We start from the raw sequence: 18,312 nt of genomic DNA, 5'->3' as shown, positions 1-18,312 counted from the left end.
TTAGAAGAAAAGGGGAATAACATGCGTAAAATAGTCGTCGGCATTTCGGGTGCCAGTGGGACAATTTATGGGATTCGTTTACTAGAGGCATTACATCAAGTGCCAGATGTTGAAACGCATCTGGTCATGAGTCGCTGGGCCAAAGAAAATTTAGCCATCGAAAAAACTGGGTACACTGAAAAGCAAGTCGTGGCGCTAGCTGATTTTGTCCATCCAGAGCAAAATATGGGCGCAACAATTGCCAGCGGTAGTTTCAAACACGATGGCATGGTGATTGTGCCCACTAGTATGAAAACTTTAGCTTCGATTGCAACCGGTCTGGGCGAAAACTTAATTGCCAGAGCTGCCGATGTCACTTTGAAAGAACGACGACCATTAATTATTGTGCCCCGTGAATCTCCTTTTAATCAGATTCACCTTGAAAATATGTTGAAGTTGGCCCAAATGGGTGTGGCGATTGTACCGCCGATTCCAGCTTTTTATAATCAACCACAAACGATAGATGATATCGTCAATCATACGGTAATGAAATTATTGGATCAACTGCATATCGAGACCAACCTTGGTTCACGTTGGGAGGGGTTAGCTAATGCACGTCAAAACGCTCGCTAGTACCGAACAAACCGTACAATTTGCGGTCACTGAAACGGATTATACAATGCACTTAAAATTAGAGCGCCAAACGTCTGATTTATTAATTCAGATTATCGGTGGCGACGTGCCCCATTACGGCGTCATCACGACGGTCGATAAAACGGGTAAGGCATTGACCACAGCACTCCCTAGCCGCCCAGGACATGTCCATCAAGAAAAAGTATTAATTGATCAGGTTTTAAAAACTGTTAAGCCACTGATTACGAATAATGCGGTCTTAGTGTCTGGGATGCACGTCAATGAGATTACACCGGCGCAAATGCGCGCGGCAATGCCAATGGCACATGAACTAGGAGTCGCTTTAGCCAAATGGTTAAAAGCACATCCAGATCAAACCCAAGTGGTTACCTATGCTAAATAAAAAAAGTCATCATTTTAATGATGACTTTTTTTATTATCCAATACCCATCACATAAAAGGCTAATTTATCGGCGTAATGCGGTTTTGTGTGTTGGTTTTGGGCTTGTTCAACTGCTTTGAGATTATCGGTGATCACGCCATCCGCACCAAAATACATCATCCGTTGGACTGCCTGTTGATCCTTGGGTGTCCAAACAAAGACGGCTTTCTTTTCTTGATGCGCCGCTTGAATGAAGTGCCGGTTGACCGTCGTCATTTCAACCGCGTAGAAATCAGCGTGTGAAATGGGTGGCCCGATGAAATTAAAGGGCAGGATATAACCGGTTTGAATTTGCGGTGCTGCTTTTTTGACATCTTCCACCACTTGCCAGTTCAAGGACTGCACCATGTGATCGTGGGCTTCAATGCTAGTTTGGTATTTGGCTAGGAATTTTTGTACCAAACCCGGATTATCGGTAGTTGGCGTCTTGATTTCAATTAAGAGTTTTTGGTGTAGTTGATTGGCGAGTACGAGATAGTCATCAAATGACGCAATTGGTGCGGTGCGTTTATGTTCGCGTACTGTCATTTCGGTGAGTTGCGTCAGCGTTTTTGATTGCGGCGTTCCTGAATGGCCAGTGAGTGGTGCCAGCTGAAAGTCATGAAAAACAACGAATTGATGATCTTTGGTCAGTTGGACGTCCATTTCCACGTAGTCGGGTTTTAAGTGGTGCGTTTGTTTGAGCGCAGTGAGTGAATTTTGAACGCCATTTTTTTGAGAGACACCGCGGTGTGAGATGCTGATTGGTTGTTGAATCGAGACGGCGCGAAGGTAATCCCAATTGTAAAAGCCGGCACCAATTAAAGTAACCGCAGCCACTAGCAATAATAAGCCGCTATTGAGAGGGACACTCAGTTTGAGACTAGAATAGTTGATTGCGGGCCGATTAAATTGTGAATCGGATAGTAGATAATCAACCAGTACGAAGAAGATGGCGACAGTTGAGAGGACTAGGTTAATGAGGACGACCACTTGTAAAAATGTCATGAGGATAACGGCGCTCTGGAAGCCGACACTGGTATGGGTTTCAATGAACGCCTGAAGCTGAATTAATAAGAAGAAACTAACAGCTGTAAAACCAACGAGGCCCCCAACGATGAGTAACAACCGACCAACTAGGGTTACTAATTGGTGATGCGTAAAGCGCCAGCTCGTCCGTAGCGCTTTTTTTAACGACATTTGTTGAAGAATGATATTTGGGAGGGTGAAGATGAGGCGCAAACCAATATATAACAAGCTCAGATAAATGAGGAGCCCCAAAACGGCAATCAGCCGTCGATTGGTGATGATATAATCTAAGATGAAGGCGGGCAATTTAAATTTTGTCAATAAATCGGAGTGATAGCCCAAACCGCCCAATGGGATAATTAGGATGTAATAATATAGGAAGAAAAAAATGGTACCGATGCGCAGATGCGTAATTTGGGCGACTGTCATCTTAAGTAATGCTTGCAGAGCCAGTGGCCGTTTAATCTGAATAAAATACACACTTAATAATAGAAATGTGAATTCGAAGAAGGCCAGTAATAAAATCAGCAGCGCAATCCCCACGAGCGCTAGAAGCGCAAAGGGGTGCTGGTGAATGAGCACGGGCAGATTGCTCAACGCTAAAAACTGAATCTGGTAATGTACTAAAATGAAGTAGCTGGCTTTACTTAAAAGCGGCAGGCAAATTAAAAGCAAAAAGCCATGCATTAATAAAACACTTCGAAAATAAGCTTGGCTTTGTTTTAAAAACGTAAAGGTATTTAAAAATAACTTTTTAAAATATTGCATTAAATAGAAGCTCCTCAATAGAAACATTTATAAGGACTATTGTACAACAAAAGAAGGGTTAAGTAACAATCGCTACTTAACCCTTCTTTATTAATCATTTAATGAATAGCGTAGTTTCATATGGTTGGCGCCGGTGGTTACCATTTTTCCGAGGAGTTGATTGAGGTTCATGAAGTAAGCATCAGCGAGCGATTGGTTAGCGGCAGTGAGTTGCGCGGTGCTATTTTCCGGATTAGCTAAAATTGCGGCGTCCGTTTTGAGTTGAATCTTGCGACAATCAATTAATGCTTGGGCTTCAAAAGCATCCCGAAGTCCTTGATAACGGTTGAAGTCAGTATCTCCGAGTAGGGCTGTTAGACGATTTAACCAGTAAATGTTGTTAGGATCAAGGCTGGTTTGTGTCTCACGATAAATGGCCGGCGTCGTATTTGTATTGGCATAAAATGGCACTAAACCGTTAAAGGTGTTGGGGCCAAATGCTAACCAATGAATCCCGGCAATCGCTTCGGGGACATCGTTGCGGATTTGCAGAATATGCGTTTCTTCATTTCGGTTTAAACCGATTGTCCGGTAGCGTTGACGATCATCCTTTGAACCTGTGCCGTAAGGATCAAAAGGCGTGTTCTCGAAATGAGAACTGAGGGCCCATTTAACGGCTTCAATTGTTAATTTTTTAGTGGGAACCATCATGAAGGGCAGTTCTTGATCTTCATAGTCACCCTCATCAAGGCCGGCAAATGCTTTTAAAATGGCATAGGCGCGGGGATTATTATAGTGAGAATCTTTGATGGTTGCTGTGCCAAAGATGTGACGGAGGTTTACTTGATCCTCATCAGGATTGAGATGGTATTGCGCAATTAGACTTGGTAGATCTTTTGAGAATAGCGTATTTGGTGAGGCAAAATCGAATTCAGCAATGTTGAGACGGTTAGGCGCAACGACAAAGGCGTTATCTGGGATACGAATTGCTGCCCAGTGATGCCCGCCGATTGTTTCTAAATACCAAACTTCATCGTGATCAGAAAAGGCGATGCCGTTGGTTTCATAAGTCCCATAGATTTCAAGGAGTTGACCTAAACGTAACACGGCTTGGCGAGCTGATTGGCTATAAGGCAGAACGAGTGTTACGAAATCGGCTTCACCAATCCCGTCATCAGTTAGCGGATCAATCGCTAAGATATGGGGATTGTTGGTAATTGTTTCGCATGCAGTCATCGCGACGTTGGCGCTATTAATGCCGGCACCAGCCCAAATACCATATTGATCATCGGCATCGGGTGTCGAAGTGTAACGTAACGGACTTGTTGGTAGTTTGATTTTGAGCCCATTAATGGCTGAGGTGTAATCAACGGGTTGATCGGCTGGTTGAATAACGCGGAATTTTTGCGGATTAGGTTTGTTGTAGCCATCCTCATTTCTAGCGATAAGGGTTGAGCCATCAAGCGAGGCCTTTTTTCCTACTAAAATGGTTGTACAAGAACTGATTCGCTTATTCAAAAGAAGGACTCCTTCAAGGTTTATTATTCATTATAAGCCAATCGTTAGGGTAAAAGTCATTAAAAAGTGAGTAACTATTTAAAAATAGCGATTACTTTGGTATAGTGTCAGTATAAAGTTAAAGGGATTTACGAATAGGATGCTTTTGGGGGGAACAAGATGGCGAAGTACAAAAAGGGGCCAATTATGACGCAATGGGAATCTGATTTTTCAAAAGCGCGTGCTAAACGTAAGAAGACGCTAATCATTCAAGGAGTGGTTTTAGTGTTGATCGTCGCTGGTGGGTTAACCTGGTTTATCAGAAATAACAACGCTAGCCAAAGTGCAACTCAAAAAGGGTCGACGCAATCAGGCGTTTTTTACCAACCCTCTTCTGAACGGGCGAAAGCGGCCAGTGATGAAGTCGTGATTAATGAAAAAGATTTTAAAGCATCGGCCAGCAGTGCTGCCGCAGAAGCTGATAATCAAGACGGTTGGGATGGTGTCTACCCAGATAAATACGTTAAAGGGGCACTGACAACTGATTATATGAATTTTATCGCGATGAATAATAGTGGGTTGCGCTGGTTGCAGGGGAATGGCTACCGTTTATTGACGGAAAGTGAATTCTTTAAAGAAACCGGCCAAGCAGCACAAAATAAACAAAAAACTGATATGAAAAAAGTTGTCGTCAGAGATCCGGGCACGAGCTTACCGGCTTTAAATGATGCGTATGGACATCCGCGCTACTCATATTTCTGGGCAACAAAAGCTCAAAAAGCCATTTTGGGCCAAGTTAAAGTTAATAACCAATACCTCTTCTTTGAAGTAGGAAATAGTTTCTTTGATAAATAAGTAGAGGCATAAAAATGAGGCTACCTTCCTTAATTGTGAGGTAGCCTTATTTTATTGATAATAAAAAATGATGAAATCCGAAAAGACATAATTTAAACATCAATGGTTAATTTTATTAATATTTAAGTCATAACAATTAAAATTATACTCTTGTGAATTAATTAATAATAGAGTTGTATTAAAATTATATAGGACTAGTATGGAGGTGTAAAGGAGGGATTACAAATGAAAGTTAATAAAAAACTTTTAGTATTATTGGCAGCAATTGGAGTATCATTAGGAGGGACAGGCCTAATATCGAATGGTTTAATAAATACCACACCTGTCCAAGCGGCAGCTATGAATAGCAAGCAACAAGCGGTTGTCAACTTAGCTAAGCAACAAGTTGGGAAACCATATGTTTGGGGAGCAACTGGGCCAAACAGTTTTGATTGTTCAGGATTAGTTCAATATGTTTATTCTCATGCAGCGGGAATTAATTTACCACGGGTAACAACACAACAAGAAAAAAGTGGCTCAGAAGTTAGTTTAAGCGCTTTGCAACCAGGTGATTTATTGTTCTGGGGCAGTCGCGGTAGTACATATCACGTTGCTATCTATATCGGTGATGGCAACTTTGTTCAAGCTCCACAACCAGGCCAAAATGTAAAAATTACTAATATGAAATATTATTATCCTAACTTTGCCAGAAGAGTTTTATCAACAACACCGGATTATCCCATGGCACCTATTAATGAGAGTGTCGCTATAATTAAATATGATCCAGGTTATGGCATTTTAGCGTTCCATAAAAATGGACAGCGAATAGCAGATTCTAACAAGAAGTTTATCACTGGGACAAAATGGAAAGTTTTAAATACAGTTATCATAAATAACGAAGAAATGTTCTTAGTTGGGAATGACACGTATATTCCACGGAGGTATACTAATTTGGATGATCGCATAATAACTGTTAATTATGTGCCAGGATATGGTGTTCTAACTTGGCATGCTAATGGTTCAAGTACAGGTAAACGATTGGCAACGGGTACGTCATTTAAGACATTTGGCAAAAAAACTATTAATGGTACTGTGATGTATTTACTTGGAAATGACGAGTATATTCCCAAACGATATACACAATTTGGCCCAGAAAAATAATTAGATTGAACATGAAATAAGTCTAACCCAAATTTTGGGGTAGGCTTATTTTTTTGTTAAAATCGGCGATATTCAATCTCCAAGGATGGTTAACCAGTTTACGCATTACGTTCTTATATTCCATAATATCCTCAAAAAATGATTGTGATCAACCGTGACAGTAAGTGGATGCAACATTTTATACTTATCAGGTGGATAAAATCGTTCGAATGTGGCTGTTTAACAGTGGATGACCTTAAGCATTGCAATTCAAAGATAGGATTTAATTAGTAGAAAAGAGGCAGTCCGATTTAGGTGGTCTCTTTTTGAGCGTACAATAGGAAAAAAACAATTGTTATCAATCACCTATGGAGTACAACAAAAAAGACCTGCCAACATAAAATTGACAGGTCTTTTTACATTTACCACACAAGAACCACGCAAAGTGGTGATAATCATTGGTATAAAAGGTATATATATGCGCCACCCGGGAGTCGAACCCGGATCTCAAGAACCGGAATCTTGGGTGCTATCCATTACACTAGCGGCGCAACCTAACATGTGTACTCAACAGTACAATATATTATTTTAGCGGATATCTAGAAAAAATTCAAGTCCCAATTTTAATAAATCGCGATAAATCAACGTTTTAAAATTATTCGGAAAGAAAACGTATTCATTAAGCGCAAAGCATTGCATGTGTTTTGCTCACTTGATATAATGGTCTTGTTCAAAGGATAAGTTACTAGTTTTAGTAAGTTGCCTTTTATTTTTTGCCAGACATGGGTCGATTGATGACACAGATGGACATTTAATGTCCCACCGGAAAGTAGGCGAGAGCAATGCGCGATGAGTTATCTGCAATAGAAGCGGTTGCGCCTGATTTTGTCGGTGTCGTTAAGAAACGTTACCAAGTCCTACAACATATTGATTGGCTTGCACCAGTTGGGCGACGCACACTTGCTGAGCAGCTCAAATTAAGTGAGAGAGTCATTCGGACGGAGACGGATTTTTTAAAGGCACAAGGTTTGCTTAATTCGTCAAAATCAGGTATGGTTTTAACTGTCAAAGGACAAGAAGTTCTTGATCAGTTAAGACAAGTAATGGACCAGTTCTTAGGATTACGGCAGACTGAACGCGAGTTAAGTCGCTACCTTGGAATTGAGCATTGCTTAATTGTTTCTGGCAATAGTGATGAACAACCAAAAGTCCTCACCGAAATGGGCAAATTAGTCAATAGTACATTACAGTTGTTACTACCACAAGGTCAAAGTGTTGTGGCGGTAATGGGTGGTACGACGATGGCTAAGGCAGCTCATGAACTGTCAACCGATCTTTCTAAAAAGCGCAATTTAATCTTTGTGCCGGCTAGAGGTGGGATTGGTGAGAGTGTTGATATTCAGGCGAATGCGGTTTGTGCCGAGATGGCCAACCAAACTGGTGGTAAACACCGGGCATTATATGTTCCTGAACAGGTGAGTGAGAAGACTTATGCCCCACTATTAGAAGAACCAAGTGTTCAAGAAGTGTTGAAGCTGATTGAACGCAGTCGCGGCGTGTTGCATAGTATTGGCGAAGCCATTACGATGGCAGAACGGCGGGATATGCCGATTGAAACCATCAAGATGCTGAAAGAAAAGCATGCGGTAGGTGAGGCCTTTGGTTACTTCTTTAACGCTCAAGGCGAAGTGGTGTACAAGATTCCGCGAATTGGATTACAGATTCGTGACTTATTAAATATTCCGTGTGTACTCGCGGTTGCAGGTGGGACTTCTAAGGCCCAAGCAATTGAAGCGTACATGCACCTCGCACCTCAACAGACGTGGTTAATCACGGATGAGGGTGCCGCAAACTCGATTTTACAAGGGGCAACCCTTTAAAATAAAAATTTTCATTTCCTAAAGGAGGAAATTCTATTATGACTACAAAAGTAGGGATTAATGGTTTCGGACGTATTGGTCGTTTAGCTTTACGTCGTATTTACGCAACAAGCAGTGACGTTTTGGAAGTTGTTGCTATCAATGATTTAACATCACCAGACATGTTAGCACACTTATTAAAGTATGATACAGCTCATGGTCAATTCGATCACGAAGTATCAGCTACAGAAAACAGCATCGTTATCGATGGCAAGAACATTCCAGTTTATGCTGAATCAGATGCACGTAATATTCCTTGGGTTAAGAATGATGGCGTTGACTTAGTACTTGAAAGTACTGGTTTCTACACATCAGAAGAAAAATCACAAGCTCATCTTGATGCTGGTGCTAAGAAAGTTCTTATCTCAGCTCCTGCTGGCGCTGTTAAGACAGTTGTTTACGGTGTTAATGATGACACTATCACAGCTGACGACAACATCATCTCAGCTGCTTCATGTACAACAAACTGTTTAGCACCTTTAGCTAAAGCAGTTAACGATGCTTTCACAATCAAAGCTGGTACAATGACAACTGTTCATGCTTACACAGCTACACAAAAATTACAAGATGGTCCTGATCGTGGTGGAAACGTACGTGCTGCACGTGCTGCTGCTGCTAACATCATCCCTCATTCAACTGGTGCTGCTAAAGCTCTTGGCTTAGTTGTTCCTGAATTAAAGGGTAAACTTGACGGACATGCACAACGTGTTCCAGTTATCACTGGTTCATTAACAGAATTAGTTGCAACTCTTGACAAAGAAGTTACAGCTGACGAAGTTAACGCTGCTGTTAAGAAAGTTACAGAAGGCAACCAATCATTCGGTTACAACGCTGACGAAATCGTTTCATCAGATATCATCGGTACAGAATTTGGTTCAGTATTTGATCCTACTCAAACACAAGTTGTTGGTAGTGGTGAAGGCCAAGTTGTTAAAGTTGTTGCTTGGTATGACAACGAATCAGGCTTTACAGCTCAAATGATCCGTACATTAGAAAAATTTGCTAGCTTAATCTAATTTCACTTTTGTGAACTTAGAAATGCGATAGCATTTTATAAGGCGGGAGGAGGTAAACTCCTTCCGTCTTTTTTTATGAAAATCTAGGAGGTTTGTCCACATGGCAAAACAAACAGTTGCAGATTTAAAAGATATTAAAGGCAAAAAAGTCTTAGTACGTGTTGACTTTAATGTACCAATCAAAGGCGGCGTTATCGGTGATGATAACCGTATCGTAGCTGCTTTACCAACAATCCAATACATCATCGACAATGGTGGCAAGGCTATCTTACTTTCTCATTTGGGCCGTATCAAGAGTGACGAAGACAAGAAAGAATTGACATTGAAACCAGTTGCTGCACGTCTTGGCGAATTATTAAACAAAGACGTTACTTTCGTTGCTTCAAACGAAGGTCAAGAATTAGAAACTGCTATCGATGCTATGACTGATGGTCAAGTATTAGTTATGGAAAACACTCGTTTCCAAGATATCGACAACGACTTTGGCAAACGCGAAAGTAAAAACGATCCTAAGTTGGGCGAATACTGGGCATCATTAGGCGACATGTTCGTCAACGACGCTTTCGGTACAGCTCACCGTGCTCACGCATCAAACGTTGGGATTGCAACAGCTATGAAAGCTAATAACAAACCTGCAGTTGCTGGTTACTTATTAGAAAAAGAAATCAAATTCTTGGGCGAAGCAGTTGACGCGCCAGAACGTCCATTTGTTGCTATCTTAGGTGGCGCAAAGGTTTCTGACAAGATCGGTGTTATCGAACATTTATTAGCTAAAGCTGACAAAGTTATTGTTGGTGGTGGTATGACTTATACTTTCTACGCTGCTAAAGGTTTATCAATTGGTAACTCATTAGTTGAAGAAGATAAGATCGAATTAGCTAAAGAATTAATCGAAAAAGCTGGCGACAAATTAGTATTGCCTGTTGATAACGTTGTTGCAGACGCATTCTCAAACGATGCTAAGACAGAAACTGTTGAAGGTAACATTCCTGATGGCTACATGGCATTAGATATCGGACCTAAAGCAATCGCTGACTTCGAAAATGTTCTTAAAGATGCTAAGACTGTTGTTTGGAACGGCCCTATGGGTGTGTTCGAAATGGACAACTTTGCTAAAGGTACATTGGCAATTGGCGAATTCTTAGGTAACTTATCAGGCGCTACAACAATCGTCGGTGGTGGCGATTCAACAGCCGCAGTTAAGAAATTAGGCGTTGGCGACAAGTTAACACATATTTCTACTGGTGGTGGCGCATCACTTGAATACCTAGAAGGTAAGACATTACCTGGTATCGCTGCTATTTCAGACAAATAATTTTAAATTAAGAGGAGATTTTCTCATGCGTAAACCAATCATTGCTGGTAACTGGAAAATGAACATGAACCCAACTCAAACAACTGAGTTCGTTAATGCTATCAAAGCCAACTTACCTAAGTTTGATCAAACAGAATCAGTTATCGGTGCACCTGCTGTTGACTTACCTGCTTTATTAGAAGCAGCTAAAGGCACAGACTTAAAAGTTGCTGCTGAAAACTGTTACTTCGAAGAAGCTGGTGCATTCACTGGCGAAACTTCACCAAAAACTTTGAATGAAATGGGTGTTGATTACGTCATCATCGGTCATTCAGAACGTCGTGATTACTTCCACGAAACTGATGAAGATATCAACAAAAAAGCACACGCAATCTTCAAAAACAACATGACACCTATCTTCTGTTGTGGTGAATCATTAGAAACTCGTGAAGCTGGCAAAGCTGAAGAATGGGTTTCAAACCAAGTAACAGAAGGTCTTAAAGGCCTTTCAGCTGACCAAGTTAGCTCAATGGTTATTGCTTACGAACCAATCTGGGCAATCGGTACTGGTAAAACTGCTTCTGCTGACCAAGCACAAGAAATCTGTGCTGTTGTTCGTCAAACAGTTGCTAAGTTATACGACCAAACAGTTGCTGACAAAGTTCGTATCCAATACGGTGGTTCAGTTAAACCTGCAAACGTTAAAGAAATCATGGGCAAAGAAGACATCGATGGTGGTTTAGTTGGTGGCGCAAGCATGGAACCTGCTTCATTCTTAGACCTTGTTCACTTTAACGACTAATTTTTCGCTCGTATGTATTTACGAATCACTAAAAATTAGCTAAAATAAGATGTGGGCTTTGCCTGACATCCAAAAAAGTGCTGGTGAATATCATCAGCCAAAAAAGGAGAAAATTACATGTCAATTATTACTGATATTTTAGGCCGCGAAGTCTTAGACTCACGTGGTAATCCTACTGTCGAAGTTGAAGTTTATACTGAAGATGGCGGCTTTGGTCGCGCAATTGTTCCTTCAGGTGCTTCAACTGGTGAACATGAAGCTGTTGAATTACGTGACGGCGACAAATCACGTTTTGGTGGCAAGGGTGTATTAAAGGCTGTTGAAAACGTAAATGGCCCTCTTGCTAAAGAAATCGTAGGTTTCGACACAACTGACCAACGCGGTATTGATGCTGCAATGATCAAGTTAGACGGTACTGAAAACAAAGGTAAATTAGGCGCTAACGCAATCTTAGGCGTTTCATTGGCTGCTGCACGTGCTGCTGCTGACGAATTAGGCTTACCATTGTACGAATACTTAGGCGGCCCTAACGCTCACGTATTACCAACACCAATGATGAACGTTATCAATGGTGGTGCTCACTCAGATAACAAAGTTGATTTCCAAGAATTCATGATCATGCCTGTTGGTGCTAAATCTGTACGTGAAGCTATCCGTATGGGTTCAGAAACTTTCCAAGCATTGAAGAGTCTTTTATCAGCTGACGGTAAAGTTACTTCTGTTGGTGATGAAGGTGGTTTCGCACCTGACTTCGCAAACAACGAAGAACCTTTACAATACTTGATCAAAGCTATCGAAAAAGCTGGTTACAAAGCTGGCGAAGATATCTCAATCGCTATCGATGTTGCTTCATCAGAATTATGGAACAACGAAGATAAGACATACAAATTACGTTGGTCAACTGGTGAAGAATTCACAACACCTGAATTCGTTAAATACCTTGAAGGCTTAGTTGCTAAATACCCAATCATTTCAATCGAAGATCCTATCGATGAAAACAACTGGGAAGACTGGGCATCAATCACTAAAGAACTTGGCGAAAAAGTTCAACTTGTTGGTGATGACTTCTTCGTAACAAACACTGATTACCTACGTAAAGGTATCAAGATGGGCGCTGCTAACTCAATTCTTGTTAAAGTTAACCAAATCGGTACATTAACAGAATCATTAGAAGCAATCGAAATGGCTAAAGAAGCTGGCTACACAGCTGTTGTTTCACATCGTTCAGGTGAAACTGAAGATACAACAATCGCTGACTTAGTTGTTGCTACAAACGCTGGCCAAATCAAGACAGGTTCAATGAGCCGTACTGATCGTTTAGCTAAGTACAACCAATTAATGCGTATTGAAGAACAATTAGGTGATACAGCTTCATACAAAGGTATCAACTCATTCTACAATATCAAAAAATAATTGAATGCGTACAAGCATGTTAAAAAAGGGCATCTCAGTAATGAGATGCCCTTTTTTTATACTATTATTGTAACCGTTTTAAATCCATGCCATAATAGAGTCATTAAGTATAAGTAAGGGGTAATTTAATGCATATTGAACATATTGGTTTATGGGTTCACGATTTAGAAACAATGAAGGCTTTTTATCAAACAATGTTTCAAGCGACTGCGGGTGAGTTGTATGAGAATCACAAAAAAGGGTTCCAATCATATTTTTTAACTTTCGCAGATGGTGCGCGGTTAGAGATTATGCATCAAGATAGTGAATTGGCTGGCTTAGCCACAAAGGGGCAAATTGCGCACTTAGCAATGGCTGTTGGCAGTGAAACTGCGGTTGATCAATTAGTTGCTAAGTTTCAAGCACAAGGCTTACCATTGCTAAATGGCCCAAGAGTAACGGGTGATGGTTATTACGAGGCAGTCGTTCAAGATCCAGAACAAAATCAAATTGAATTGACGGTTTAAGTCGACAAAAAAAGAGTTACTTCTAAGCGTAACTCTTTTTTTGGTTGGTTAAGATTTTAGTCGGTCAATTTCGTCTTTAAGGGCCTGATTTTCCTTTTGTTTCTTTCGGTAACGCCAGTAGACGTAAGCCAGAATCAGTAGAATAAGTGTTAAACCTGCCAAGATGTAAGGCCAGTAGTCGGTTTCAGGCGTTAAGCTGACGTCTTTTTGGTTCCACTTAGCAGCAGTTTGACGATTGATTGTAAAGTGCCGCGTGAAATGCCAAGTGCGGCCTTCTGAACGGACTGTTAAATCAAGTGTGTAACGGCCGGGTTTAAAACGATCATTAAGCGGTAGGTAAAACTGCATAACCGAATTGGGTGCAAATTGGACTTGCTTTTTTTCGGTTTGATAAAGCTTCGTCTTCTGGTTACGCTTGGTGACAAAGGCGTTTAATGATGTTTGATTTTGGAACTTAGGTTGGACATTACGAATATTAGCAATGATTTGGTTGGTTCCCATATGTTGGCCAGTTTTGACAGCACCCAGTTTGAATTCTGGTGTGACGCTTTGGTCATTGCTACGGGCAACCACTGCAACTGCGTATGCAAATTTGTTCCGCACGCTAATCTGCTGTGTTGTCTTTGCTGTTGTTGGGACTTCAGTCGCGCTAATCCCACCAACTAATTGCCCTTTAAAAGCTTTGTCAGGTGCGCTTAAGCGAATATTGACGACTTTTTGTTCATGAGCGGTTAATGTAATATTCTTTTTGGCTGGTTTCAGATGTTTGCCCAGGGGATATTTGAGCGTTTTATCGGATTGATTCACATTATCGCTGTAGTTGACGACGCCGTTAATATTGGTGGTCGCCGTGTTGGTTTGTACGCGAACTTTAATCGGTTTGTCCTTATGATTGACTAATTTAATCTGGAGATCTTGTTGTTGCTTAGGTTGGACAACTAAATCAAAATAACTTAATTGTTTGTCGGCCTGGTTATCAGGCGGAATAATGGTCATCGCAAAATCCGCTACGGGTTGCGCGGCTTGTATGGATTGTGCCTGGGCGAAGAGGGCAATTAGGCCAAATAACAGGCCGATAACTAGTCTTTTAATTGTTGTCCGCATATTCAAAAACTCCTTTGTTAGCTATTTGGGCTAGCGATTAAAGTCCATGTGATATCTGATTGATAGTGTGCTTTGTCTGTTGGATTAATGGTCTTTGGTACGTGGAGGAAGATAGCGTCACTATCTGTTCCTGAGGTTGGTGCAGTGCCTAATGTTGCGACAACGTTCCCGAAGGATGTCGCGCCACCTTTCATAAAGGTACTTGCTTGATCGTTAACTTGAACCGTTTGATCGCTAGTTGTTGGTAACGCAGCATCGCCCTTATTAGCACCATCAATTGTCACGTTTGGTGTTTTAAAGAAAATGTTAACGCCGGTTAAGACGTCGGAAGAATCTGCGTCACTTGCGTCGATAGTGCCAGCGTTAGCGAAATCTGTTTGGGCCACTTGTAGGTCCCAACCATCCAATTTAGCTTGGCTACGATCATCTTGAATTGAAACGACATTACTAGTAGCAAGCGTGTTTCCTGTACCAATTTGAGAGCCACTTGCAACCGCTGCTAATTCTTGATCCGCTGAACGATCAATTTCATGAGAACCAAAGTGGAAGTCAGGAACGGCTGTAATTACTAACGGATTACTTTTTTCAGTGAAGACAACTGCTGCATCAGTCGTTTGTTTTTCAACTTCTGTAGGTGCGGCTTGAATTTGGCCTGCTGAGAGAAGAGTTGTTGTTGCAAGTAGTGAGAATAAAGTTGTGCTAATCATTGTTTTTTTCATAGTAGGTCGCCTCTTTCTTAATGAATAGAATTATGGTTAATAATAGGAGCAATCCGCTAAGTTGATAATAGCGTGTATTGGACACATCGGTTTGTGGTAACCGTTGTGTCAATGGTGGTGCATATTCGAGTGGTGTCATGTGCCATTCGTTGTGAATGGTGCCCGCGTTGTCGGGTGCGGCAATTAGCGGTGGTCGTGGTAGGGGGACGACCGGTAGCGTTTGCTGATTGCTAAATTGAATTGTCGCACTCGAACTAGCGGGCACGGCCTCTGCTCGAATCGGTGTGAATAATAGACTACCACCTAGCAGAAAAGTGAAGAAATAGCGTTTATACATCGCATCTAACCTCCTAACGATTTAATTGGGGGCAGTGATGAGCATTAATTCTAATTCAGCCGTATACGGGTTTGTGGTCTGTTTAGGGCCAGCCGGGAATTGGGCTTGAACCGTTTCTTGCAGCAGATCCGTTAAATCCGTTTCATCAGCACCTGGTTGAATCGGTGCGTGGGCGGCTTTTAAATAAAGTTGTTGCGGTTGTCCGGCAACCAATGGCTTAGTGGTCTGATCTTTACGCCAAATCAGTGCATTATCGAGAGTGGCTTGACCAGCAGTAAAAGGTTGCTTGAGGTTGACCTGAACGGCCCAGTCACCCCGATTAGTGGCGCGTGGATCAGAGACAATTAGACTAGTGTCAGCTGTCTTGGTATAGGGATAAAGGGGACTTTGACTATTGGTAAGTGGGAGATTGCCAAAATCGAGGTGGGTTGGTGCTGCTAGAAAGCTCAGCTTACCTGCTGGGATATCTTTTAGCACCTTCCGGACAGGCGTGGAGAGTGCGTATGGTGCTGGGTAGTTAGCTTCGACGACAATTTGGCTGGGTTGCGTTGGTAAATCAGTTTCGAATTGATAGTCAAAAGCTTGATTGGCACCGGCGGCTTTAACCGGCCCTTTTAATAGTGATTGTCCCGCGGCACTTAGAAAGTTCAGTGAGAGTTCACTGGCGGGGGTTGCGGTCCCATTCAAATCAAAATTAAATTTCTGGGCATCGTCGGCAGGGAGGCCACCTGGGTTGACAAGGGTGATGATTTCAGGTGGTAGCGGATCGTGCAAATGAAGTTGCGCAATATTTTGAGTGGTGGTGAGACTTTCGAATTTTGTTTTAAAAGTTGTGTCTGAACTGTTGGTTGTGTTGGTGGTACCAATGGTGCTATCGAAGTGAACGAATGGATAAGTTGTTTTGGTTTGGTCCTTTTCAGTTAAACTGACACCGCGATAAATGGTGTGTGGTGATTGGCCAGTTGTGTTTTCAAGGTTAAGTTTAATATTTTCTAATAACCGGGTTGCCGCAACTGTATTGTTGTTGATAGTGACATCAGAATCACCAATTGTAACTGGACTGTTGCTACCACTGAGGCCAAATAGGACAGATTGATTAGTGGTTGTCTGATTATTAATGGTTACTTGACTGTCATCGCCAATTTTCATGTAAGAACCGGCACTCGCTAGTGGAATGAGCCCGTTGGCAATACTTTGCGCACCGTTGATGGTGAGGTCAACGACGCTGTTATCACGGAAGTCATGCATGAACGGTCGCGCACCTGAACTCGCTAAGTATTGGCCAAACGTGGCTGATAGTTGACCACCAATGTCCAATTTAAGACCATTAGCCTGGATATTACGGATAAATGCATCTTTGGCGGTTAAAGCCATCTTAGAAGTAGTATCGGTCGTCATTTGCATGATTGGATTGCCACTCGAAGGATTATAGATATAGGCGAAAATATCTTTACCAGCGTTCAAGTTAACTTCACTATTGTTAGTGGCGCTTATTGGACTATCTTGAACATATGCACCGAAAACATCGGCACTAGAAGCGAGTTTTATCGTACTATTTTTATCTGCTGTAATGGGGCTTTTTTGTAGATAGGAGGTAAAAAGATTAGTGGTTGATTGAATATCGATGGTACTGTCCTGGGTTGCAGACATTGGGGATTGACTTTGTGCGTAATAATAGAGACTGCCCGATAATTTCAAATTGACATGACCATTATTAGTCGCAGCAATTGTGCGGTTAGTCGTACCAGTTTGATAGAAGTTGTTGGCCTTTGTGACGTTGATAGTACCGCCATCTGAAGCAACTGCTTTGGAGCCGCTGGATCCGGTAACACCAAAGATATGGCTACCAGCGTTAAGTGTTAAGTCGGAACCGCTACCTTTTGATGTGATATCAATCTGAGCGATATTACCACTTGCTGGAAAAATAGCGTTGTTAGTTGTAATCGCAACTTTTGCACCACCGGAAACTTGAATACCGGGGGCGATACCATCAGTTGGATTTTGATCGACCCGGATTAGACCATAAGAGCCGCCGCCGGCATGATTGATGGTTGTTGAACCACCTCTAAAGTCTAAACGTCCTGTTTCAGCAAATTCTTGGGACCAAGTGCCCGCGGTTTGGGTAATCGTATTGTTACCGCTAAAAGCAATCACCCCTTGCATGAAATGAAGTGACTGTGCACTACTGTTGTATTCAACATTTTCGAACAAGAGTGTACTACCGCTGGCATAAGATTCATTCGTTGGATGACAGAGACCGTAGTAATTATTATTATTAATTCTTAGATTTGTAAACTTGATTGTTTTCTTCTGCATACCAGTTGAGCCGATGTATAGTTGCGTCGTTGGTGCTAGGACAGCGATATCAGCAATATTTAATAAATGGTGCTGTCCGGTTGTTGGATCGGTGCCGTCGATGGTAATGTCTTGGGGATTATTTTTACCGATTTGAATTCTAGCGAGTAAACTTTCGAGCACATTCAATGTGATATCGGCAGTTAGCTGAACACTCTCGCCGTTTTCTAAAGCCGTTTTTAGTTCGGCTGCAGTCGCAACTGGTGTGAGACCGGCTTTGACACCAGGATTTTGAGTGATAAGTGGTTTGAGCGATTCAACTGACTCTTGTGTTGGTGTTTTAACCGATTCAGATTCAGATTTTGTTGATTCTTCAGTTGTTGAGACTGATGATGATTCAGCAGCTGGTGGGTCGCTTGGATCGTCTTGTTCAACGAGGACTGAAGATTGCGATTCACTTGGTGGGGCTGATGCTGATTCCTCAGCACGACTAACTTGAATGGGGGATAGTAGTGCAGTCGATAGACTTAGTAATAAGAGATATGAAACGGGGGTCTTCATCAGCATAGCCTCCTTGATTTATCTTATATCTTATAATAATCATAAATAATAGAAAACGATAAGTCA

16 protein-coding genes, 1 tRNA gene and 1 pseudogene are annotated in these 18,312 nt (G+C 41.7%); 11 read left to right on the top strand and 7 right to left on the bottom strand.

Going from position 1 to position 18,312, the window contains the following annotated elements:
* Positions 1–21: 21 nt before the first annotated feature.
* Both ACPBEH_RS04135 and ACPBEH_RS04130 read left to right on the top strand, forming a co-directional pair.
* Positions 22–612, top strand: coding sequence for a UbiX family flavin prenyltransferase (locus tag ACPBEH_RS04135; RefSeq protein ID WP_016264798.1), 591 nt, complete (start codon positions 22–24; stop codon positions 610–612).
* The gene (locus ACPBEH_RS04130) at positions 590–1,015 is read left to right on the top strand and encodes a hypothetical protein (protein ID WP_011374291.1); all 426 of its coding nucleotides are present in this window, start codon (positions 590–592) and stop codon (positions 1,013–1,015) included. The genes ACPBEH_RS04135 and ACPBEH_RS04130 overlap by 23 nt, the downstream gene beginning before the upstream one ends.
* Before the next feature lie 33 nt (positions 1,016–1,048).
* Here the strand turns inward: ACPBEH_RS04130 and ACPBEH_RS04125 are convergent, their stop codons facing one another.
* Positions 1,049–2,830, bottom strand: a complete 1,782-nt coding sequence (locus tag ACPBEH_RS04125; RefSeq protein WP_424349821.1) for a glycerophosphodiester phosphodiesterase — start codon at positions 2,828–2,830, stop codon at positions 1,049–1,051.
* A 90-nt stretch (positions 2,831–2,920) separates the two neighbouring features.
* Positions 2,921–4,327 (bottom strand): C69 family dipeptidase, encoded by a 1,407-nt coding sequence (locus ACPBEH_RS04120; protein ID WP_424349820.1) that lies wholly within the window; start codon positions 4,325–4,327, stop codon positions 2,921–2,923.
* Between the two features lie 159 nt (positions 4,328–4,486).
* On the opposite strand from ACPBEH_RS04120, the gene ACPBEH_RS04115 reads away from it, so the two are divergent.
* From ACPBEH_RS04115 to ACPBEH_RS04105, 3 genes and pseudogenes are all read left to right on the top strand, one after another.
* A complete protein-coding gene (locus ACPBEH_RS04115) occupies positions 4,487–5,161 on the top strand; it encodes a hypothetical protein (protein ID WP_424349819.1) in 675 nt (224 codons plus the stop codon).
* A gap of 318 nt (positions 5,162–5,479) precedes the next feature.
* A pseudogene (locus tag ACPBEH_RS04110) lies at positions 5,480–5,854 on the top strand (C40 family peptidase); the annotation flags it as partial.
* 27 nt (positions 5,855–5,881) lie between these two features.
* Complete coding sequence (locus ACPBEH_RS04105) at positions 5,882–6,301, top strand: SLAP domain-containing protein (protein ID WP_424350051.1); 420 nt, start codon at positions 5,882–5,884, stop codon at positions 6,299–6,301.
* A 458-nt stretch (positions 6,302–6,759) separates the two neighbouring features.
* Here ACPBEH_RS04105 and ACPBEH_RS04100 read toward each other — a convergent pair.
* Positions 6,760–6,831, bottom strand: a tRNA-Arg gene (locus tag ACPBEH_RS04100).
* A gap of 291 nt (positions 6,832–7,122) precedes the next feature.
* Here ACPBEH_RS04100 and ACPBEH_RS04095 point away from each other — a divergent pair.
* The 6 genes from ACPBEH_RS04095 to ACPBEH_RS04070 all read left to right on the top strand — a co-directional run bounded on the left by ACPBEH_RS04095 (position 7,123) and on the right by ACPBEH_RS04070 (position 13,230).
* The gene (locus tag ACPBEH_RS04095; protein ID WP_424349818.1) at positions 7,123–8,160 is read left to right on the top strand and encodes a sugar-binding transcriptional regulator; all 1,038 of its coding nucleotides are present in this window, start codon (positions 7,123–7,125) and stop codon (positions 8,158–8,160) included.
* A gap of 38 nt (positions 8,161–8,198) precedes the next feature.
* Complete coding sequence (gene gap / locus ACPBEH_RS04090) at positions 8,199–9,215, top strand: type I glyceraldehyde-3-phosphate dehydrogenase (RefSeq protein WP_016264804.1); 1,017 nt, start codon at positions 8,199–8,201, stop codon at positions 9,213–9,215.
* A 100-nt stretch (positions 9,216–9,315) separates the two neighbouring features.
* A complete protein-coding gene (locus tag ACPBEH_RS04085) occupies positions 9,316–10,530 on the top strand; it encodes a phosphoglycerate kinase (RefSeq protein WP_016264805.1) in 1,215 nt (404 codons plus the stop codon).
* A gap of 25 nt (positions 10,531–10,555) precedes the next feature.
* Entirely contained in the window at positions 10,556–11,311 is a 756-nt protein-coding gene (gene tpiA, locus ACPBEH_RS04080) for a triose-phosphate isomerase (protein ID WP_011374315.1), read from the top strand.
* Between the two features lie 117 nt (positions 11,312–11,428).
* On the top strand, positions 11,429–12,724 hold the full coding sequence (gene eno, locus ACPBEH_RS04075) for a phosphopyruvate hydratase (protein ID WP_011374316.1): 1,296 nt from the start codon (positions 11,429–11,431) through the stop codon (positions 12,722–12,724).
* A 128-nt stretch (positions 12,725–12,852) separates the two neighbouring features.
* Positions 12,853–13,230 (top strand): VOC family protein, encoded by a 378-nt coding sequence (locus ACPBEH_RS04070; RefSeq protein ID WP_424349817.1) that lies wholly within the window; start codon positions 12,853–12,855, stop codon positions 13,228–13,230.
* A gap of 48 nt (positions 13,231–13,278) precedes the next feature.
* Here the strand turns inward: ACPBEH_RS04070 and ACPBEH_RS04065 are convergent, their stop codons facing one another.
* Genes ACPBEH_RS04065 through ACPBEH_RS04050 form a run of 4 tightly spaced genes read right to left on the bottom strand, consistent with a single transcriptional unit; the run spans position 13,279 to position 18,246 of the window.
* The gene (locus tag ACPBEH_RS04065) at positions 13,279–14,334 is read right to left on the bottom strand and encodes a WxL protein host-binding domain-containing protein (protein WP_424349816.1); all 1,056 of its coding nucleotides are present in this window, start codon (positions 14,332–14,334) and stop codon (positions 13,279–13,281) included.
* Positions 14,335–14,351: 17 nt separating this feature from the next.
* On the bottom strand, positions 14,352–15,053 hold the full coding sequence (locus ACPBEH_RS04060) for a WxL domain-containing protein (protein WP_424349815.1): 702 nt from the start codon (positions 15,051–15,053) through the stop codon (positions 14,352–14,354).
* Entirely contained in the window at positions 15,034–15,390 is a 357-nt protein-coding gene (locus ACPBEH_RS04055) for an LPXTG cell wall anchor domain-containing protein (RefSeq protein ID WP_424349814.1), read from the bottom strand. Before ACPBEH_RS04055 ends, ACPBEH_RS04060 begins: the two co-directional genes overlap by 20 nt.
* Before the next feature lie 21 nt (positions 15,391–15,411).
* On the bottom strand, positions 15,412–18,246 hold the full coding sequence (locus tag ACPBEH_RS04050; RefSeq protein ID WP_424349813.1) for a hypothetical protein: 2,835 nt from the start codon (positions 18,244–18,246) through the stop codon (positions 15,412–15,414).
* Positions 18,247–18,312: the final 66 nt, after the last annotated feature.

Source organism: Latilactobacillus parasakei (genome assembly GCF_049674265.1).
In the GTDB taxonomy this organism is placed as follows: Bacteria; Bacillota; Bacilli; order Lactobacillales; family Lactobacillaceae; genus Latilactobacillus; species Latilactobacillus sakei.
This window is presented reverse-complemented; position numbering and strand designations above follow the sequence as displayed.